This window comes from Micromonospora alfalfae (genome assembly GCF_022230925.1).
Classification (GTDB): Bacteria; Actinomycetota; Actinomycetes; order Mycobacteriales; family Micromonosporaceae; genus Micromonospora; species Micromonospora alfalfae.
In genome coordinates, this window is sequence record NZ_JAKKFH010000029.1 from 34,831 (window position 1) to 52,660 (window position 17,830).

The window sequence follows — 17,830 nt, forward strand, 5'->3', positions numbered from 1 at the left end:
CCGGGCCGTCGCCCGGCCGCCGGGCCCGGTCACGTAGCGCCTCCCGACGAGCGACAGTGCTGGGCGGCGTGGCATCGTTCCTGGATGACCGTGGCACAGCGTGACGAATGGCGTCGCCCGGGTCCGACGCCGGAGCAGCGCCGCAACGACCTCTGGATCGGCCTCGGGGTGACCGCGCTGGCGCTGGTGAGCCTCACCCTGGCCCGCAGCACCGGCGCGTTCCTGCTGGGCCCACCGCCGTCCGGGCCGGAGCAGCTGTTCTGGACCGTCGCGGTGACCCTCCCGCTGATCTGGCGACGACGCTGGCCGACCGCGACCGTGCTGGTCGTCGCGGTGGCGTTCATCGCCGCGCAGGCGCGCTCGGCCCCGGAGAGCCAGTTCTCCTCCTGGGCCCTGTTCTGCGCCCTCTACACCGTCGGCGCCTGGGGGCAGGACCGCCAACTGTCCCGCCGGCTGCGGATCGGCGTGATCGCCACGATGTTCGCCTGGCTCGGGATCTACTACGCGGTGATGATCGACCACATTCCGGCGGATTCCTTCGCCGACGCGGTCGGACCGGTGCCGCCGGTGCTCGCCGCGATGGTCAATGGCGTGCTGCTCAACGTGCTGGTCTTCGGTTTCGCGTACTTCTTCGGCGAGACCGCGTGGGTGGCCGCGCGCCGCGAGCACGAGCTGCGCGCGCAGGCCGAGGACCTGCGCCGGTCGCAGGCCGAGGCCCGGGAACGGGCGGTGCTCGGCGAACGGGTCCGGATCGCCCGCGAGCTGCACGACGTGGTCGCCCACCACGTTTCGGTGATGGGCGTGCAGGCATCCGCCTGCCGCCGGGTGTTCGACCGCGACCCGGGTAAGGCCCGCACGGCGCTGACCGCCATCGAGCAGAGCGCCCGCACCGCCGTCGACGAGCTGCGTCGGATGCTCGGCGTGCTGCGGACCTCCGCCGGCACCGACGCCGCGACGCCGCCGGCCGGCGGCGTCGAACGGATCGACGAGCTCATCGAGCGGGCTCGGGCCGCCGGGCTGACGGCCACCCTCGGGGTGTACGGCGACCCTGTCGCGTTGCCCGAATCGGTGTCCCAGACGGCCTACCGGGTGACGCAGGAGGCGGTGACCAACACCCTGAAGCACGCCGAGGCGGCCCTGCTCGACGTGCGGGTCCGGTACCTGGCCCGGGAGGTGGAGGTCGACGTGACCGACGACGGGCGGGGCGGCGGGCGGGGCGACACCGTCGGATTGGGCCTGATCGGCATGCGCGAACGGGTCACCGCCCACGACGGCGACCTGGAGGCCGGGCCACGGGCCGGCGGCGGCTGGCGGGTACGTGCCCGCTTTCCCCTGGCGGCGTCGGCGGACCGACCGGTGGGCCCACAGCGGGAGCCGAGCGACAGACAGCAGGCGGCAGCCGTCGCGGAGCCGTCGGCATGAGCGCGGCAGCCCAGCAGGCACCCGGCGCCGGTCCGGCGGTCCGGGTGCTGCTCGCCGACGACCAGCACCTCGTCCGTACCGGCTTCCGGGTCATCCTGGAGGTGGAGGACGACATCGAGGTGGTCGGTGAGGCCGCCGACGGCGAACGGGCCGTCACCATGACCCGAGCCACCCGCCCCGACGTCGTACTCATGGATGTGGAGATGCCCGGGATGGACGGCCTGGAGGCCACCCGGCAGATCGTCGCCGACGGCCCCGGGGCGCCCGCGGTGCTGATCCTCACCACCTTCGACCGCGACGACTACCTGTTCGCCGCGCTACGGGCCGGGGCCAGCGGCTTCCTGCTCAAGAACGGCACGCCGGAGGAGCTGATCGAGGCGATCAGGGTGCTGGCCAGGGGCGACGGCCTGCTGGCCCCGGAAATCACCCGCCGGGTCATCTCCTCCTTCGCCCGACCCGGCGACCCGTCGGGAACCGCCCACCGGGGTCCGGCCGCCGAGGCCGCGCTGGCCGAGCTGACCCCACGCGAACGGGAGGTGCTGATGCTGCTCGCCGCCGGGTCGAGCAACGCGGAGATCGCCTCCGCCATCCACCTGGGCGAGGCGACTGTGAAGACGCACGTGAGTCGGGTGCTGGCCAAGCTCGGCCTGCGCGACCGGGTGCAGGCCGTGGTGTTCGCCTACGAGAACGGTGTGGTCCGCCCCGGCGGGTGATGGCGTCCGCCGCGAGGTGGACCGCCCGCTCACCCGCCGGGCGGACGGCGCGGCGGCGTCATCGATCTAGCGTGAGTGCGTGACCAGAACGCTTCGCCTCGACGGCGTCGACCGCAGCTTCGGCGACCGTCAGGTGCTCAGGAACGTGTCCTTCGAAGTGTCCGCCGGCCGGATGACCGGTTTCGTGGGCGCCAACGGCGCCGGCAAGACCACCACCATGCGGATCATCCTGGGTGTGCTCGCCCCCGACGCCGGCGAGGTGAGCTGGGGTGGCGCCACGCTGACCCGGCAGGACCGTCGGCGTTTCGGCTACATGCCTGAGGAGCGGGGCCTCTACCCCAAGATGACCACCCGCGAGCAGGTGGCCTACCTGGGCCGGCTGCACGGGCTGGACGCCGCCGCGGCACGACGGTCCACCGACGCGCTGCTGGACCGGGTCGGGCTCGGCGAGCGCGGCGACGACCTGCTGGAGACGCTGTCGTTGGGCAACCAGCAGCGCGCCCAGATCGCCGCCGCGCTGGTGCACGACCCCGAGGTGCTGGTGCTCGACGAGCCGTTCTCCGGCCTCGACCCGCTGGCCGTGGAGACCGTCGTGGCAGTGCTGCGGGAACGGGCTTCGGCCGGCGCGCCGGTGCTGTTCTCCAGTCACCAGCTCGACGTCGTGGAACGCCTCTGCGACGACCTGGTGATCATCGGGGACGGGGTGATCCGGGCCGCCGGCAGCCGGCAGCAACTGCGCGACTCGTACACGGTGCCCCGCTTCGAGCTGGTGGTGGAACACGACGCCGGCTGGGTACGCGACCACCCCGGGGTGACAGTGGTCGAGTTGGACGGCGCGCGGGTGGTCTTCGACCTGCCGGCCGGCACCGACGAACAGCCAGTGCTGCGGGCCGCCCTCGCGCGCGGCCCGGTCCGCGCCTTCCGCCCGGTCAGCCCCTCGCTCACCGAGATCTTCCGAGAGGTCACCCAGTGAACGTCACCCAGGCCACCCGGCTGGTCGCCGAACGCGAGATCCGCGTCAAGCTCCGCGACCGCACCTTCCTGTTCGGCACGCTGTTCTTCCTGTTGATCGCCGCGGCCGGCACCATCCTGCCGCCGCTGTTCGCCGGCGGACCGTCCACAGTGGCGGTGACCGAGAGCCTGGCCGCGCCGCTGCGCGCCGCCGGGCTGGAAGTCCGGGTCGTCTCCGATGACCGGGCCGCCGAACAGGCCGTCCGCGACGACGACGCGGACGCCGCGGTGGTCACCGGACCGGCCGTCCTGGCCATGGACGACGCCCCCGACGACGTGGTGAGGGCCCTGAGCACCCAGCCGACCGTCCGCCTGCTCGACCCGGACGCGGTCGACCCGGTGGTGGCGTTCCTGGTGCCGTTCGTCTTCGCGTTCGTCTTCTTCATCACCTCGCAGACGTTCGGTGTGCAGATCGCGCAGAGCGTCATCGAGGAGAAGCAGACCCGGATCGTGGAGATCCTGGTCGCCGCCGTGCCGGTCCGGGCCCTGCTGGCCGGGAAGGTGGTGGCCGGGGCCATCCTGGCGTTCGCGCAGATCGCCCTGATCGCGCTGGTGGCGGTGCTCGGGCTGCAGATCGGCGACAGCGGAGGTCTGCTCAGCCTGCTCGCCCCGGCGATCGGCTGGTTCGTGCCGTTCTTCCTGATCGGGTTCGTGCTGCTCGCCGCCATGTGGGCCGCGGCCGGCGCGCTGGCCAACAGGCAGGAGGACATCGCCGCGGTGTCGACGCCGGTGCAGCTCGCCGTCATGCTGCCGTTCTTCGCGGTGATCTTTCTGAACGACAACGCCACAGCGATGCGGGTGCTGTCCTACCTGCCGTTCTCGTCGCCCACGGCCATGCCGCTGCGGCTCTTCACCGGCGACGCGGCCGGCTGGGAGCCGATCGTCTCACTGGTCCTCCTGGTGCTCGCCGCCGGCGCGTTCCTCCTCGCCGGGGCCCGGGTGTACGAGGGGTCGCTCCTGCGCACCAACGGCCGGACCTCGCTGCGTACCGCCTGGCGGGAGCGGGAGACCATCGGCTGAGCCAGCGGTCCGCCCGCACGGGCGTCGGTGTCCTGACCGGATGCCGGCGCCCGCTGCCGTACGGCACTGTTCCGGGCGCTGTTCGGTGGCCCTGAACAGCGCGAACACTCCTACGTTGAGCCGATCCTCACGGCAACGACCTGGTCGTCGCCGGTTTTCCGGACCGGAAAGGCTCTCGATGTCCCCACCGATCAACGCACGGCAAATCCGCCGTCTGCTCAGCGCCGTGCTCGCTGTCGCCCTCGCCGGCACCCTCACCGCCCTCGTCCGCCCCGCACCGGCCACCGCCGCCCCGGGCGACCTCATCCTCAACGGCACGTTCGACAACGGCAGCACCCAGCCCTGGTGGACCCGGCTCGCCTCGACCAGCACCACTGTCAACGCCGGGCAACTGCGCGTCCGCACCAGCGCCACAGTGGGCAAGCCCGTCTGGGAGGACCTCGTCGGTCACTTCGAGTTCGGGGTGACGGCAGCGCAGCCGTACCGGTTGCAGTTCGACGCCGCGGCCGACGTCAACCGTTCCCTGCGCGTCTCGGTCTCCCGGGCGGACACGCCCTTCACCTCCGCCGTCGACCAGAGCGTCACGCTGACGTCCTCGATGAGCCGGTACACCTTCGACTTCGTGTCCCCGTTCGGCGACCCGAAGGCGGTGCTGCTGTTCCACTTCGGTGGCCAGGCCGCCACGACGGTCCGGTTGGACAACGTGTCGCTCACCCCGCTGGCGGTGAACCCGGCCACCGACCCGATCCTGTACTGGAACGGTGTCCTGCTGGCCACCTACAAGGCGCTGGACCTGCCACCCACCTCCTCGTCCCGCGAAGCCGCCATCCTGCACGCGTCGATGCACGACGCCGCCGTCTCGGTCACCGGGGTCGGCAACCCCTACCGGGTACGAGTGCCGGTCAGCTACCCGGGCACCATGGACAACGTCGTCGCGCCGTCACTGCACGCGGCCATCGACCGCGCCGCGTACGACGTGCTGACCGCCCTGTACGGCGGTCAGGGCCAGTCCTACGCACAGGCCCTCGCCACCGCTGTCGCGCTCCGGCCGTCCGGGGTGAACGCCGCCGAGGTCGCCCGTGGTGACACCGTCGGTGCGGCGGCGGCCGCCGCCAACCTCCGGGCCCGCGCCAACGACGGCTTCGACAACAACGCGGCCTATCCGGTGCAGGAGAACGTGCCCGGCGCGTGGCGGCCGACAAACGGCAAGGCTGCGGTCGGCCCGAACTGGGGACTGGTCACCCCGTTCGCGCTCACCTCTGGCCGGCAGTTCCGGCCCGGCCTGCCAGCCGGCGCCACCGGGTACGCCGACCTGCTCAGCAAGCAGGAGTACCGCACCCAGGTGCAGGAGATCCGCGACTACGGCGGTCAGACGTCGACGCTGCGGACCCCCGAGCAGACGCAGATCGCGTTCTTCTGGGCCAACGACCTGGGCGGCACGTACAAGCCACCGGGTCAACTCTTCTCGCACACCCGGATCGTGTCGGAGCAGCGTCAGCTCGGCATCCTGGCCAACGCCCGGCTCTTCGGGCTGGTGGCCCTCGCCCTCGCCGACGCCGCCATCGCCGCCTGGGACGCCAAGTACCAGACGCCCATCGACCTGTGGCGCCCGGTGACGGCGATCGAGGCGACGGAGGGCCCCGGCTGGCAGCCGCTGTCGAAGACCCGCGAGGGGGTGCCGTACACACCGCCCTTCCCGGCCTACATCTCCGGGCACGCCACCTTCGCGGGGGCCTGGTCCGCCGTGATGAAGAGGTTCTTCGGCACCGATGCGATCGCCTTCGACGCCACCACTGACGATCCGCACGCCGTGGGCGTGGTGCGGCACATGACCGGCTTCGACGATGCCGCCGAGGAGAACGCCCTGAGCCGGATCTACCTCGGCGTGCACTATCGGTTCGACGCGGACGCCGGGCTCGCCACCGGCCGTTCCGTTGGCGCGTACGTCTTCGCCAACCGCCTGCGACAGTGAATCGTCAGTCGGGATAACGGGGGGCTCCCCGTCCGGTCCGTGGACCGGGCGGGGAGCGTCACGCGTCACCGCAACGCCGCGCAGCTCCAGTGGCCGAAGTCGCCGGTACGAGACCAGACCTCCCGAGCCGTCCTGATGTTCCACGCAACGTCCAGCGACGTCTGACGGTCGACGCCGAACCGGGACACCTCCGTGTCGCTGAACTGGAACAACCCCCAGCGCCGCGATCCGTCCTCGACGACCTCCACCCGGTACGGGTCCAAGCCGGACAGGCAGCGCGCCAACTGCACCGCACCGGCCGGGTCCTCCGGGAACGTCCGCCGCAGATGTTTGCCGATCCGGTCCTCCGACCAGCTCGCGGGAACCTTGCGATCACCCGCCAACTCGTCGAACAACCGCTCGTCCGCTGTGCCACTGACCGGCAGGCCGCCAAACGCCTGGAACACCATCACCCGGCTGGTGGTGTCCGGGCCGAACCAGCCGTCGACCGGCACTGTGAGTCCGCCGGCCACCAGGTGCTGCTGGAGGTTCAGCACGCAGGGGCCGTACATGCCCTGGCGCAGCACCTCCGGGCAGCCAGCGGCCGGGGAGCCGTCCATCGCGGCGGGGACGAGAGGTCGCAGCGTCACTGTCGCCCCGACCGTCAGGACGCCGAGCAGTGCCAGCAGCGCCAGCCGAAGCCAGCGGCGGGCCGGCCAGGGCGCCTCGGGTCGCGGCGGAACCGAGCCGACGCTCGGGCGGATGTCCGCAGCGGCGGTGGTGGAGGGGCCGGCGGGGGTCCGTTCCGCGTCACTCTCCCCTCGATAGCGCTCGCCGAGACGAGCCTCGAGGTCCCGCCGTGTCGCCAGCCACCTGTCGACCTGGACCGCCGGGGTGCCGCAGGCGGCCAGCAGCGCTACCACTGTGCGTTCCCGGGGCAGCGTCGTCCGCCCCAGCATCGTCGCGAGGGTGCTCGGCGGCAGCCAGTGTCCGGCCGCCGAGGCCCGTCGGGCGAGCTCCCGGTAGGTCAGACCGGAACGCCGCCGCACCTCCCTGAGCAACGCCACGTACTCCCCCGCCGTGGCCGCCTGCGGCACCGGATCCCGGACAGCGTCATCCATCGAATCTCCCCGTGTCGTTCGTGTGGTCGAGCCCGAACCCGTACCGGCGCGAGCACGTCGGCCGTACACCGGTCAGCGGCGCGGCCATCGAGAAAGACGCTAGGTAACCCGGTCGGCCAGGACAATGCCCGGCGCGCCGCGCTGGGCTGTCCGGGCAGCTCAGGGCAGCATGTCCGGATCCTGTCCGACCATGTCGGACAGTCGTCGGGACCCGACTTGCCTCCGCGCCCACAGTGTTTGGACAATCGGGCGATGACCACGGGGGAGCTACGCCCGGACGACGCGTCCGACCCGGCCGAATTCGTCGAGATGCTGCGCCAGCTCAAGGACCGGTCGGGGCTCACCTACCGGCAACTGGAGCAGCGTGCCGCGTCGACAGGCGACGTGCTGGCCCGCAGCACCGCTGCGGACATCCTGCGCCGATCCACACTGCCGCGCCCGGAGGTGGTGGCCGCGTTCGTGCGGGCGTGCGGCGCGGGAGATCAGGTCGAGACGTGGCTGGCCGCCCGGCACCGCCTCACGGCAGGTCAGTTGGCCCCGCCGCCCCCGGCAACGGACCCACCACCGCTCGACGCGGTCACGACAGTGGCCCCGGAGCACTCCGGCCCGGCCCGCCCACGCTGGTTCGCGCGGCCCGCGCCGCTGGCGCTGCTCGTCGTCGCCCTGCTGGCCACGCTCGGCGTGGGCTTCTGGATCGAGCGACGCGACGACGAGCAGGGAAAGGCCGCGCACACCACCGATCCGACCGCGTCGGCGGGAAACGGTGCCCGATTGCCGAGCGGGGGGCCCAGTCAGATCCGCCCCGTCCGCAGCCCGCACCTCTGCCTCACCGAGGGCCGCGATCGCACCGGCCAGTACACCAAGGAGATAGCGGTCCAGCGGCCCTGCACAGAGGCCACCCCACCGGACACCTCGCTGGAACCGGTGGCCGACGGAATGTTCTTCATCCAGTGGGTCCACCCGGTGCTCGGGAAGGGTTGCCTCACCATCCGCGACGAGGACCCCGGCCGGAACCTGCTCGAACCCTGGGACGAGAAGGACTGCAGCGCGAACAGGCCGAAGCAGGTGTTCCACTTCGAACCGACCGGCGCGACGCCCGACTCGTACCGCATCCGGCCCGACCGTAGCGAGTTGTGCGTCGGCCTGCGCGACGACGACAGCGACGGGGCGGACGCGGCGCTGGTCGAGCCGTGCACCGGCGGCCTGGATCAGGTGTTCCTGGTCAACGCGCTGCCCGGGAACTGACGTCGGCGCCGCTCAGCGGGCGGGTGGCACCTGATCCCAGCCGGCGGGCAGCGGGGGCGCCGTCCAGTCAGGGTCGGGCTGCCAGGTGGCCCACGACGGGTCCCACCAGCGCTCACCGCCATCGAGCAGGGCGGCGATCCGGTCACCCTCGGCCTGGATGGCGTCCGCCATGCCCGGGTAGCGCCCCTCGACGAGGCGCTGGGCGAACATCTCCACGTCCTTCCAGACGTACCGGTCGGCGTCCGCGGCCCACCACAGGTCCAGCTCGTGGTCCAGGGTGTCCACACCGATCGGGGTACGCCGCACCGGGTCCTGGAGGTTGAAGTACCAGCCGGCGAAGTCGCGCCCCGGCCCGGTCCAGAACACGTCGATCGAGTGCGCCTCACCGGGGCGTTGCAGCATCAGCTTGCCGTGCCCGGACCAGGAGCGGTGCCCGTTGACCTCCCACGGGTGCCGCCCGCAGGGGAAGACGCCAGTGTCCGGGAAGCCGAACTCGGCCCCCGGTGGGAGGTAGAGGGCGAGCAGGTCGGGCGAATCCTCGACGCAGATCGTCGGGCAGCCGAACCAGACCTCACCCCGCAACACCTCACGCCGCACCACAGTGTCCCCAGCCGCAAACCGCTCCACCCCGCACCCCCTCCTCACTCGCCGCCACAGCCCCGCCCCCCGGCCGCGATCTTGCACTTTCTGTTGAGGATATGCCCCGCGATGAGCCGGTCTGTCGGGTCAGAAAGTGCAAGATCGCGGCGGGGTGAGGCGGGGCGGGGGCGGTGCGGGGTCAGGCGTCGACCGCCGCCATCACGTCGTCGCTGACGTCGAAGTTGGCGTAGACGTTCTGGACGTCGTCACAGTCCTCAAGGACGTCGATCAGTTTGAAGATCTTGCGGGCGCCCTCTTCGTCCAGCGGCACGTTGACGCTGGGGATCAGGGAGGACTCGGCCGACTCGTACTCGATGCCGGCGTCCTGCAACGCCGTGCGCACCGGGATCAGGTCGGTCGGCTCGGAGACCACCTCGTACGCCTCGCCGATGTCGTTGACCTCTTCGGCGCCGGCGTCCAGGACGGCCAGCATCACGTCGTCCTCGCTGGTGCCCTCCTTGGGGACGATCACCACGCCCTTGCGGGAGAACATGTACGACACCGAGCCGGCGTCGGCGAGCGAGCCACCGTTGCGGGTCAGCGCGGTCCGTACCTCGGTCGCCGCGCGGTTGCGGTTGTCGGTGAGGCACTCGATGAGCATGGCGACGCCGCTCGGGCCGTACCCCTCATACATGATCGTCTGCCAGTCGGCGCCGCCGGCCTCCAGGCCGGAGCCGCGCTTGACGGCGCGATCGATGTTGTCGTTCGGCACCGAACTCTTCTTCGCCTTCTGGATGGCGTCGAAGAGCGTCGGGTTACCGGAGGGGTCACCGCCGCCGGTCCGCGCGGCCACCTCGACGTTCTTGATCAGCTTGGCGAACATCTTGCCGCGCTTGGCGTCGATGACGGCCTTCTTGTGCTTGGTCGTCGCCCACTTTGAGTGGCCGGACATCTTCTACCTCCGTTGCTACCCGCCGTCTGCATCGACCGCACCGCTCACGCCCTGCTCCCGCCGGCGCACGCGGAGGTGCCGGTCAGCTCTGGTGGAAGCAGTGGCGGGCAGATGGCCCTGCCGAATCTCCGCAATCCTACCGACGTCCCCCCGGTCCCTGTCATGCACCGCGCACGGCACTACCGCCCGGCCCCGACGGACCAGGGCAGACGGGACAAAAATCCCCGGACGAAGCCACCACCGCGGCGAGCATCATGGACAGCCCGGCGCGGTCGGCCGCCGTTCAGCACACGGCGCGGACCAGGTCCACGAAGTACGCGTGGACCCGCACGTCGCCGGTGAGCTCCGGGTGGAACGAGGTGGCCACCAGGTTGCCCTGTCGCACCGCCACGATCCGGTCGGCGGCCGGACCGTCGGACACCACCCCGATGACCTCGACGCCGGCACCGACCCGCTCGACCCACGGCGCGCGGATGAACACCGCGTGGAACGGCTCGCCCGGCACCCCGACGACGGTCACCGGGGCCTCGAACGAGTCGACCTGCCGGCCGAAGGCGTTGCGCCGCACGGTCATGTCGATGCCGGCGAAACCCCGCTGATCGGGTCGACCGTCGAGCACCTCGGTCGCCAACATGATCATTCCGGCGCAGGAGCCGTAGACCGGCATGCCGTCGGCGATCCGCTTGTCGATCGGCTCGCGCATCTCGAAGATGTCGGCGAGCTTGCTCATCGTGGTGGACTCGCCGCCCGGGATGACCAGGCCGTCGACCACGTCCAGCTCCGCCGGACGGCGGACCGGGCGGGCGTCCGCGCCCGCCGCGGCCAGCGCCGCCACGTGCTCGCGAACGTCGCCCTGGAGCGCGAGCACACCGATCACGGGTGCCGTCATTGTCGCACCGTTCCCCTCCGCGTCCGCCGTCCGGAAAGAGCGCTCACCAACCGCGCTCGGCCAGGCGGTGCGGCTGCGGGATCTCGTCGACGTTGATGCCGACCATCGCCTCGCCGAGGCCCCGGGACACCTTGGCCAGCACGTCCGGGTCGTCGTGGAAGGTGGTCGCCTTGACGATCGCGGCGGCCCGCTGAGCCGGGTTGCCCGCCTTGAAGATGCCGGAACCGACGAAGACGCCCTCCGCGCCGAGCTGCATCATCATCGCCGCGTCGGCCGGCGTGGCGATCCCGCCCGCGGTGAACAGCACCACCGGCAGCTTGCCGCTCTCGGCGACCTCCTTGACCAGCTCGTACGGGGCCTGCAACTCCTTGGCCGCGACGTACAGCTCGTCGGTCGGCAGCGAGGCCAACCGACGGATCTCCTGACGGATCTTGCGCATGTGGGTGGTGGCGTTGGAGACGTCACCGGTGCCCGCCTCGCCCTTGGAGCGGATCATCGCCGCGCCCTCGGTGATCCGGCGCAGCGCCTCGCCCAGGTTGGTCGCGCCACAGACGAAGGGCACTGTGAACGCCCACTTGTCGATGTGGTTCGCGTAGTCGGCAGGGGTCAGCACCTCCGACTCGTCGACGTAGTCCACGCCGAGCGACTGGAGGATCTGCGCCTCGACGAAGTGGCCGATGCGGGCCTTGGCCATCACCGGGATGGAGACCGCCTCGATGATCCCGTCGATCATGTCGGGGTCGCTCATCCGGGACACTCCGCCCTGCGCGCGGATGTCGGCGGGCACCCGCTCCAGGGCCATCACCGCGACGGCGCCGGCGTCCTCAGCGATCTTGGCCTGCTCGGCGTTGACGACATCCATGATCACGCCGCCCTTGAGCATCTCGGCCATGCCACGCTTCACGCGGGCGGTGCCGACGACGGGGGCGGTACCGGTGTTCGACGCGGTGTTTTCGGGCACGGGTCATCGCTCCTTGGACATGCTCTGGGGGTGGCAGCGAAATGCTACGCGCGGTTCAACACCGCGCCGACAGCCAATCAGACCCCCGGTGGCCTGCACTGTGGCAGTGGTCACCAGCCCGCCCGGACCGTCCGGGAGCAGGCGGCGACCCTCGGAGCTCAGGCGGCGGGGACGTCCGCCGGCACGACGAGGGTCGGGTCGTCGATGTCGAAGTAGCGCGGCCACTCCCGGCCCCGCCCCATCCGCAACAGGCGCACCAGCGGCCGGCTGCGCGCCGAGCGGGCGTCGCGGACCAGATCGGTGTGCACCTGCCGGGACAACGCGAGCCGACGACTCGCGGCGATGACCGCCGCACAGTCCGGGTCGCCCGAATCCAACTGGACGCCGCGCAACTGCCGGGTGAGGTCGTTCTCCGCGGCCTCCCGCTCGTCCGGGCTGGCGTCCAGGGCGATCCGGGCCGCCGCGTACAGCTCGACGCCGAAGCGCCGCTCAGCCAGGACCGCGGCCGCCGCCGCGCGGCGCAACAGGTGGGCGTCGAGGGCCCGGGCCGCCAGCTCCGCGCGGCCCTGTAGTCGCTCGACCCGGCCGGCGGTCCAGATGAGGTACGCCGCGACCAGCCCCACGACCACGATCGCGGCCACCACCCACCACATGTGCGGCATCGTAGTGCTGCTCCGTTTCGTCCGATTGGGCGCGGCCGAACCGGTCCCGCCGGTCACCACCGCACCATCCGTCACACCGGCTCAGCCCAGCCCCACCCATTCCTGGTCGATGACCCGCCCGTCGGTTGCCTCGATCGCCGCTGCGTATACCTCCAGAACGCGGCGGGCAACCACCGGCCAGTCGAAATTCGCCACCACCTGATCGCCGCAGGCGCTCAGCGTGGCCCGCCCGGCCGGGTCGTCCAGCAGCTCGGCCAGCACGGCACGCAGCCCCACCGGATCGCCGGTGGGGAAGAGCCGACCGGCCCGCCCACCGTCGAGCACCCGCCGGAAGGCGTCCAGATCACTGGCGACGACAGTCGTACCCGCGGCGAGGGCCTCGGTGAGGATCATGCCGAACGACTCACCACCGGTGTTCGGTGCGACGTAGAGGTGCACACTGCGCAGCATGCGCGCCTTGTCCGCTTCGCTGACCAGGCCGAGGAACGTGATCCGCTCGTGCAGTTCGGCCGGGAACTGGTCGTACAGGTCGTCGGGGTCACCCGGGCCGGCGACGAGCAACCGCAGACCGGGCCGGGTGGCGGCCAACGCCACGAACGCGTCGCGCAGCACCGGGAAGCCCTTGCGTGCCTCGGTGAACCGGCCCAGGAAGCCGAGCGTGCCGCCGGTGCCGGCCGCGCACTCCCCCGGCCAGCCCGGCAACGGCTCGGCGTCGGCGAACTTGGCCACCGCCACCCCGTTGGGGATCTCCACCGCCCCGCCGTCCATGTGCTCGACCTGCACCTTGCGGGCCAGCGCGCTCACAGCGATCCGGGCCGTGATCCGCTCCAACACGATCTGGAGCACACCCTGCGCGGCGGCGAGGACCCGCGAACGGGTCATCGCGGTGTGGAACGTGGCCACCACCGGGCCACGGGCGGAGAGCACGGCCAGCAGCGACAGGCTCAGCGTGAGCGGCTCGTGCACGTGCAGCACGTCGAAGTCACCGTTGGTGATCCACCGCCGTACCCGGGCGGTCGACACCGGGCCGAACGCGATCCGGGCCACCGAACCGTTGTACGGCAGCGGAACTGCCCGCCCGGCGGACACCACGTACTCCGGCAGCGGCGAATCCTCGTCGGCCGGCGCGAGCACGCTCACCTCGTGGCCCAGCGCGATCAGCGCCTCGGCGAGGTCCATGACGTGGTTCTGCACCCCGCCGGGCACGTCGAAGGAGTACGGGCACACGATGCCGATCCGCATCTGTCAGCCCACCTCCTCAGGCCGGGCCGGAGGCCGACGAGGGCAGCGCCGCGCCCGCCCCCGACCTCGCCTGGTCCAGCCACATCCGCTGCAACATGTGCCAGTCTTCCGGATGCCGGGCGATACCCGCGGCCAGACGGTCGGCGATCAGCTGGGTCAGCGACCGGACCCGCTGGTCCAGTGGCCCCGCCTCGGGGCCGGGCACCGGCAGCGGGCCAGCCAGCGACGCACAGGCGGCGTCCGGTTCGTACCACATCGAGGCCACGTAGAGCGGCGCGCCGGTGTGCAACGCGAGCAGCGCCGGCCCGGCGGGCATCCGGGTCTTCGCGCCGAAGAAGTCCACCTCCACCCCCCGGGCGGAGAGATCACGGTCGGCCAGCAACGGCACCACCGCGCCGGCCCGAAGCCGGTCCAGCAGCACGTCGAACGCCGGACGCGGCCCACCGTGGGTCGGCAGGATCTCCATGCCCAGCTCAGCGCGGAAGGCCATGAAACGCCGGTACACGCCCTCCGGCTTGAGCCGTTCCATGACAGTGGTGATCGGCCAACCGGTGGCCGCCACCCAGGCGCCCGCGGCGTCCCAGTTGCCGGCGTGCGGCAGGGCCACCACCGCGCCCCGGCCGGCGGCCACGTCAGCGGCGAGCAGCTCGGCGCCGTCGAGCCGGAAATTGGACAGGATCTGCGACCGGCTCAACCCGGGCAGCCGGAACGCCTCCATCCAGTACCTGGCGTACGAGCGCAACCCGCGCTTGACGAGATCGTCCAGCTCGGCCTCGGACAGCTCCGGGCCGACCACCCGACGCAGGTTCGCGCGCAGTCGGGCCGTACCCCCGTTGGGGCGGCGATGGGCGCGGTCCGCGCCCGCCTGGAACGCCGCCGCCACCACCGGCCGGGGTAGCGCGCGGACCACCCGCCACCCGGCGATGTAGCCCAGCTCGGTGAGGTTCACGCGACTCGGCCGCCGGTCGTCAGACGCCGGGGCACCGGCACGGCACTCATGCCTGGCCGTCCGGCTGGAGCTGCTGGGCCTGGCGGTAGACGTGCGCCATCCGCTGCCCCACCGTGAAGATCGACACGGCGGCGAGCAGCCAGAGCGCGATCTCCAGGGCCGGATCGACGCCGACACCGGTGAGGATGCCGCCGACCCCGACGATCAGCAGTCGTTCGGTGCGCTCGGCGATGCCCACGTTGCAGGTCATGCCGAGCCCTTCGGCGCGGGCCTTGACGTAGGAGACGAGGCCTCCGACGGCCAGGCAGACCAACGCTGCGGCCACCCCGGAGTGGTCGCCCTGCGTGGCCAGCCAGTACGCGACAGCGCCGAAGACGGCGCTGTCGGCTACCCGGTCCATGCTTGAGTCGAGGAACGCGCCGAACCTGGTGGAGCCGCCGCTCATCCGGGCCATCGTCCCGTCGAGCAGGTCGGTGAGCGCGAACAGGGTGACAATCAACGCGCCCGCGACCAGGTGGCCGCGGGCACCGAAGCCGAGCGCGCCGACGAGCACACCAACGGTGCCCGCGACGGTGACGGCATTGGGGGTGACGCCCGCGCGCAGCAGGGCGCGGGCAATCGGCTCGACGACGCGGGTCATCCCCGCGCGGGCCGACACTTGGAAGATCTTCGCCATGGCGGTCCCCACGATAACGGTCCGCCCAGCTCCGGCGATACGGACGGTACCGCCGACCCGCCCGGGGGAGGCTTGTGCCTACCCGGCAACGGGTGTGAGATCGGGTCGGGAGGTGAGCCAGCTCACCCGTCCACCCGTCCCGTTCCCGCTGTGCAGCAGACCACCGGAGGATATCGCCGCGCACTCGCCCCGGGCCGCTACCCGTCGCGCGGCGGTCGCCACCACCACCGGCTGAGGGAGGTGCGCCCCATGGCGCAGAAGAGTCACGACAAAGGTTCCACCGGCGGCACGCCAGTGGTGACCGAGCCCGAGCGGGTTCGCAACGTGGTGCTCGTCGGGCATTCCGGGGCGGGCAAGACCACACTGGTCGAGGCCCTGCTCGCGGCGACCGGCACGATCGGCCGCGCCGGCACCGTCGTCGACGGCACCACCGTCGGCGACCACGACCCCGCCGCCGTACGCCAGCAGCGCTCGGTCAGCCTGTCCTGCGCGCCACTGCTGCACAACGGCATCAAGGTCAACCTGCTGGACACCCCCGGGTACGCCGACTTCATCGGCGAGCTGCGCGCCGGGCTGCGAGCCGCCGACGCCGCGCTCTTCGTGGTCTCCGCGGCGGGCGGCATGGACGCGGCCACCGTCGCGCTGTGGGAGGAGTGCGCCGCTGTCGACATGCCCCGCGCTGTCGCGGTGGCCCGACTGGACCAACCCCGCGCCGACGTCGACGAGACGGTGGCGCTCTGCCAGCGCCTCTTCGGTGACAACGTGATGCCCCTCTACCTGCCGATGCTCGGCGACGACGGGGTCTCCACCGAAGGGCTGCTGGGCCTGATCACCCGTCGGGTCTTCGACTACAGCGCCGGGCTCCCCGCCGACGTCCGCGACCCGGACCCGGAGCACCAGCGGGCCATCGACGAGTCCCGCGACGAGCTGATCGAGGGGATCATCGCCGAGAGCGAGGACGAGACCCTCATGGACCGCTACCTCGACGGTGAGGAGATCAGCACCGAGGTGCTCATCGACGACCTGGAGAAGGCAGTCGCCCGGGGGCACTTCTACCCCGTGGTGCCGGTCTGCGCCCAGACCGGCGTCGGGCTGGATGTGCTGCTGGAGGTGCTGACCGCCGCGTTCCCGTCGCCGCTGGAACACGAGCTGCCGGCGGTGACCGGCGTGGACGGCTCGCCGCGTCCGCCGCTGAACTGCGACCCGGCCGGGCCACTGGTCGCCGAGGTCGTCAAGACCACAGTCGACCGCCACGTCGGTCGGGTCTCGCTGGTCCGGGTCTTCTCCGGCACGCTGCGCCCCGACCAGACGGTGCACGTCTGCGGGCACGGCATGGCCGAACGCGGGCACCCCGACCACGACGCCGACGAGCGGGTCGGGCACATCTACACCCCGCTGGGCGCCACACTGCGTGAGGTGTCGCTCTGCGTCGCCGGTGACATCTGCGCGATCACCAAGTCGGGCAGCGCCGAGACGGGCGACACCATCTCGACCACTGACGACCCGCTGCTGATCGCCCCCTGGGAGATGCCGGAGCCGCTGCTGCCGGTGGCGATCGCCGCCCGCAGCCGCGCCGACGAGGATGCCCTGGCCCGCAACCTCGCCCGTCTGGTCGCCGGCGACCCCACGCTGCGGCTGGACCGCAACCAGGAGACCCACCAACTGGTGCTCTGGTGCATGGGTGAGGCGCACGCGGACGTGGTGCTCGACCGGCTGCGCGCCGGCGGTGTCGAACTGGACACCGAGCCGGTCAAGGTGTCGCTGCGCGAGACCCTGACAGTGCCCGCGAAGGGACACGGCCGCCACGTCAAGCAATCCGGCGGCCACGGCCAGTACGCGGTCTGCGACATCGAGGTCGAGCCGCTACCCCGCGGCAGTGGCTTCGAGTTCGTCGACCGGGTGGTCGGCGGTGCGGTGCCGCACAACTACATCCCGTCCGTGGAGAAGGGCGTCCGCGCCCAACTGGAGCGCGGGCTGGTCGCCGGGCACCCCGTGGTGGACCTGCGGGTGACCCTGGTCGACGGCAAGTCGCACAGCGTCGACTCCTCCGACGCGGCCTTCCAGACCGCTGGCGCGCTGGCGCTGCGCGACGCCGCCGAGCGCGGCCAGCCGGCCCTGCTGGAGCCGATCGACGAGGTCACCATCAGGGTTCCGGACGGCTCGGTGGGCACCGTGCTGGGCGACCTGTCCGGCCGACGCGGCCGGGTGCTCGGCACCGAACCGGACCAGGACACCGAGGGCCGCACCCTCGTCCGCGCCGAAGTGCCGGCCACCGAACTGCTTCGGTACGCCGTCGAGCTGCGCTCCATGACGGCCGGCACCGGCACCTTCCGCCGTCACTTCGTCCGCCACGACCCCATGCCCGCCCACCTGGCCGACCAGACCCGCAAGGAACAACTCCCCTAACCCCCAACCCAACCCCGCCCCGCCCCGCCCC

The 17,830-nt window shown here is 71.9% G+C and carries 16 protein-coding genes; 7 read left to right on the forward strand and 9 right to left on the reverse strand.

Features of this window, described 5'->3' with window-relative positions; genetic code table 11:
• The first annotated feature begins 84 nt into the window (after nt 1-84).
• The 5 genes from MED01_RS23830 to MED01_RS23850 all read left to right on the forward strand — a co-directional run bounded on the left by MED01_RS23830 (nt 85) and on the right by MED01_RS23850 (nt 6,138).
• The gene (locus MED01_RS23830; protein ID WP_238670791.1) at nt 85-1,422 is read left to right on the forward strand and encodes a sensor histidine kinase; all 1,338 of its coding nucleotides are present in this window, start codon (nt 85-87) and stop codon (nt 1,420-1,422) included.
• On the forward strand, nt 1,419-2,135 hold the full coding sequence (locus tag MED01_RS23835; protein ID WP_238670792.1) for a response regulator: 717 nt from the start codon (nt 1,419-1,421) through the stop codon (nt 2,133-2,135). The genes MED01_RS23830 and MED01_RS23835 overlap by 4 nt, the downstream gene beginning before the upstream one ends.
• Nucleotides 2,136-2,214: 79 nt before the next feature.
• Nucleotides 2,215-3,108: an ABC transporter ATP-binding protein gene (locus MED01_RS23840; protein ID WP_238670793.1), complete on the forward strand. Its 894-nt coding sequence runs from the start codon at nt 2,215-2,217 to the stop codon at nt 3,106-3,108.
• Nucleotides 3,105-4,166 carry an ABC transporter permease gene (locus MED01_RS23845; protein ID WP_238670794.1) on the forward strand — a complete coding sequence of 354 codons (1,062 nt, stop codon included), beginning with the start codon at nt 3,105-3,107 and terminating at the stop codon, nt 4,164-4,166. The genes MED01_RS23840 and MED01_RS23845 overlap by 4 nt, the downstream gene beginning before the upstream one ends.
• A gap of 178 nt (nt 4,167-4,344) precedes the next feature.
• A complete protein-coding gene (locus tag MED01_RS23850; RefSeq protein WP_238670795.1) occupies nt 4,345-6,138 on the forward strand; it encodes a carbohydrate binding domain-containing protein in 1,794 nt (597 codons plus the stop codon).
• Nucleotides 6,139-6,203: 65 nt separating this feature from the next.
• Here the strand turns inward: MED01_RS23850 and MED01_RS23855 are convergent, their stop codons facing one another.
• On the reverse strand, nt 6,204-7,238 hold the full coding sequence (locus MED01_RS23855; RefSeq protein WP_238670796.1) for a peptidoglycan-binding protein: 1,035 nt from the start codon (nt 7,236-7,238) through the stop codon (nt 6,204-6,206).
• Between the two features lie 252 nt (nt 7,239-7,490).
• Here MED01_RS23855 and MED01_RS23860 point away from each other — a divergent pair, with 252 nt between their 5' ends.
• Nucleotides 7,491-8,483, forward strand: a complete 993-nt coding sequence (locus MED01_RS23860) for a helix-turn-helix domain-containing protein (RefSeq protein ID WP_238670797.1) — start codon at nt 7,491-7,493, stop codon at nt 8,481-8,483.
• 12 nt (nt 8,484-8,495) lie between these two features.
• On the opposite strand, the gene MED01_RS23865 is transcribed toward MED01_RS23860, so the two are convergent.
• The 8 genes from MED01_RS23865 to pgsA all read right to left on the reverse strand — a co-directional run bounded on the left by MED01_RS23865 (nt 8,496) and on the right by pgsA (nt 15,393).
• A complete protein-coding gene (locus MED01_RS23865) occupies nt 8,496-9,110 on the reverse strand; it encodes a ribonuclease FAU-1 family protein (protein ID WP_238670798.1) in 615 nt (204 codons plus the stop codon).
• A gap of 151 nt (nt 9,111-9,261) precedes the next feature.
• A complete protein-coding gene (locus tag MED01_RS23870) occupies nt 9,262-10,014 on the reverse strand; it encodes a YebC/PmpR family DNA-binding transcriptional regulator (protein WP_124771632.1) in 753 nt (250 codons plus the stop codon).
• A 283-nt stretch (nt 10,015-10,297) separates the two neighbouring features.
• Nucleotides 10,298-10,903 carry a pyridoxal 5'-phosphate synthase glutaminase subunit PdxT gene (gene pdxT, locus MED01_RS23875; RefSeq protein WP_238670799.1) on the reverse strand — a complete coding sequence of 202 codons (606 nt, stop codon included), beginning with the start codon at nt 10,901-10,903 and terminating at the stop codon, nt 10,298-10,300.
• 43 nt (nt 10,904-10,946) lie between these two features.
• The gene (gene pdxS, locus MED01_RS23880; protein WP_091401733.1) at nt 10,947-11,864 is read right to left on the reverse strand and encodes a pyridoxal 5'-phosphate synthase lyase subunit PdxS; all 918 of its coding nucleotides are present in this window, start codon (nt 11,862-11,864) and stop codon (nt 10,947-10,949) included.
• 158 nt (nt 11,865-12,022) lie between these two features.
• Nucleotides 12,023-12,526: a hypothetical protein gene (locus MED01_RS23885; protein WP_238670800.1), complete on the reverse strand. Its 504-nt coding sequence runs from the start codon at nt 12,524-12,526 to the stop codon at nt 12,023-12,025.
• An 81-nt stretch (nt 12,527-12,607) separates the two neighbouring features.
• Complete coding sequence (locus MED01_RS23890; RefSeq protein ID WP_238670801.1) at nt 12,608-13,768, reverse strand: glycosyltransferase family 4 protein; 1,161 nt, start codon at nt 13,766-13,768, stop codon at nt 12,608-12,610.
• 16 nt (nt 13,769-13,784) lie between these two features.
• Nucleotides 13,785-14,717 carry a phosphatidylinositol mannoside acyltransferase gene (locus tag MED01_RS23895; RefSeq protein WP_238670802.1) on the reverse strand — a complete coding sequence of 311 codons (933 nt, stop codon included), beginning with the start codon at nt 14,715-14,717 and terminating at the stop codon, nt 13,785-13,787.
• 46 nt (nt 14,718-14,763) lie between these two features.
• Nucleotides 14,764-15,393 carry a phosphatidylinositol phosphate synthase gene (gene pgsA, locus MED01_RS23900; RefSeq protein ID WP_238670803.1) on the reverse strand — a complete coding sequence of 210 codons (630 nt, stop codon included), beginning with the start codon at nt 15,391-15,393 and terminating at the stop codon, nt 14,764-14,766.
• A 249-nt stretch (nt 15,394-15,642) separates the two neighbouring features.
• Between pgsA and MED01_RS23905 the strand changes: the two genes are divergently transcribed.
• Nucleotides 15,643-17,799 (forward strand): elongation factor G-like protein EF-G2, encoded by a 2,157-nt coding sequence (locus MED01_RS23905; RefSeq protein ID WP_238670804.1) that lies wholly within the window; start codon nt 15,643-15,645, stop codon nt 17,797-17,799.
• Nucleotides 17,800-17,830 lie beyond the last annotated feature (31 nt).

Bases quoted from the DNA above. Each gene is read 5' to 3' on its own strand.
- MED01_RS23830 (WP_238670791.1), top strand. From the start codon at position 85: ATGACCGTGGCACAGCGTGACGAATGGCGTCGCCCGGGTCCGACGCCG.
- MED01_RS23835 (WP_238670792.1), top strand. From the start codon at position 1,419: ATGAGCGCGGCAGCCCAGCAGGCACCCGGCGCCGGTCCGGCGGTCCGG.
- MED01_RS23850 (WP_238670795.1), top strand. From the start codon at position 4,345: ATGTCCCCACCGATCAACGCACGGCAAATCCGCCGTCTGCTCAGCGCC.
- MED01_RS23855 (WP_238670796.1), bottom strand. From the start codon at position 7,238: ATGGATGACGCTGTCCGGGATCCGGTGCCGCAGGCGGCCACGGCGGGG.
- MED01_RS23860 (WP_238670797.1), top strand. From the start codon at position 7,491: ATGACCACGGGGGAGCTACGCCCGGACGACGCGTCCGACCCGGCCGAA.
- MED01_RS23870 (WP_124771632.1), bottom strand. From the start codon at position 10,014: ATGTCCGGCCACTCAAAGTGGGCGACGACCAAGCACAAGAAGGCCGTC.
- pdxT (WP_238670799.1), bottom strand. From the start codon at position 10,903: ATGACGGCACCCGTGATCGGTGTGCTCGCGCTCCAGGGCGACGTTCGC.
- MED01_RS23885 (WP_238670800.1), bottom strand. From the start codon at position 12,526: ATGCCGCACATGTGGTGGGTGGTGGCCGCGATCGTGGTCGTGGGGCTG.
- MED01_RS23890 (WP_238670801.1), bottom strand. From the start codon at position 13,768: ATGCGGATCGGCATCGTGTGCCCGTACTCCTTCGACGTGCCCGGCGGG.
- pgsA (WP_238670803.1), bottom strand. From the start codon at position 15,393: ATGGCGAAGATCTTCCAAGTGTCGGCCCGCGCGGGGATGACCCGCGTC.
- MED01_RS23905 (WP_238670804.1), top strand. From the start codon at position 15,643: ATGGCGCAGAAGAGTCACGACAAAGGTTCCACCGGCGGCACGCCAGTG.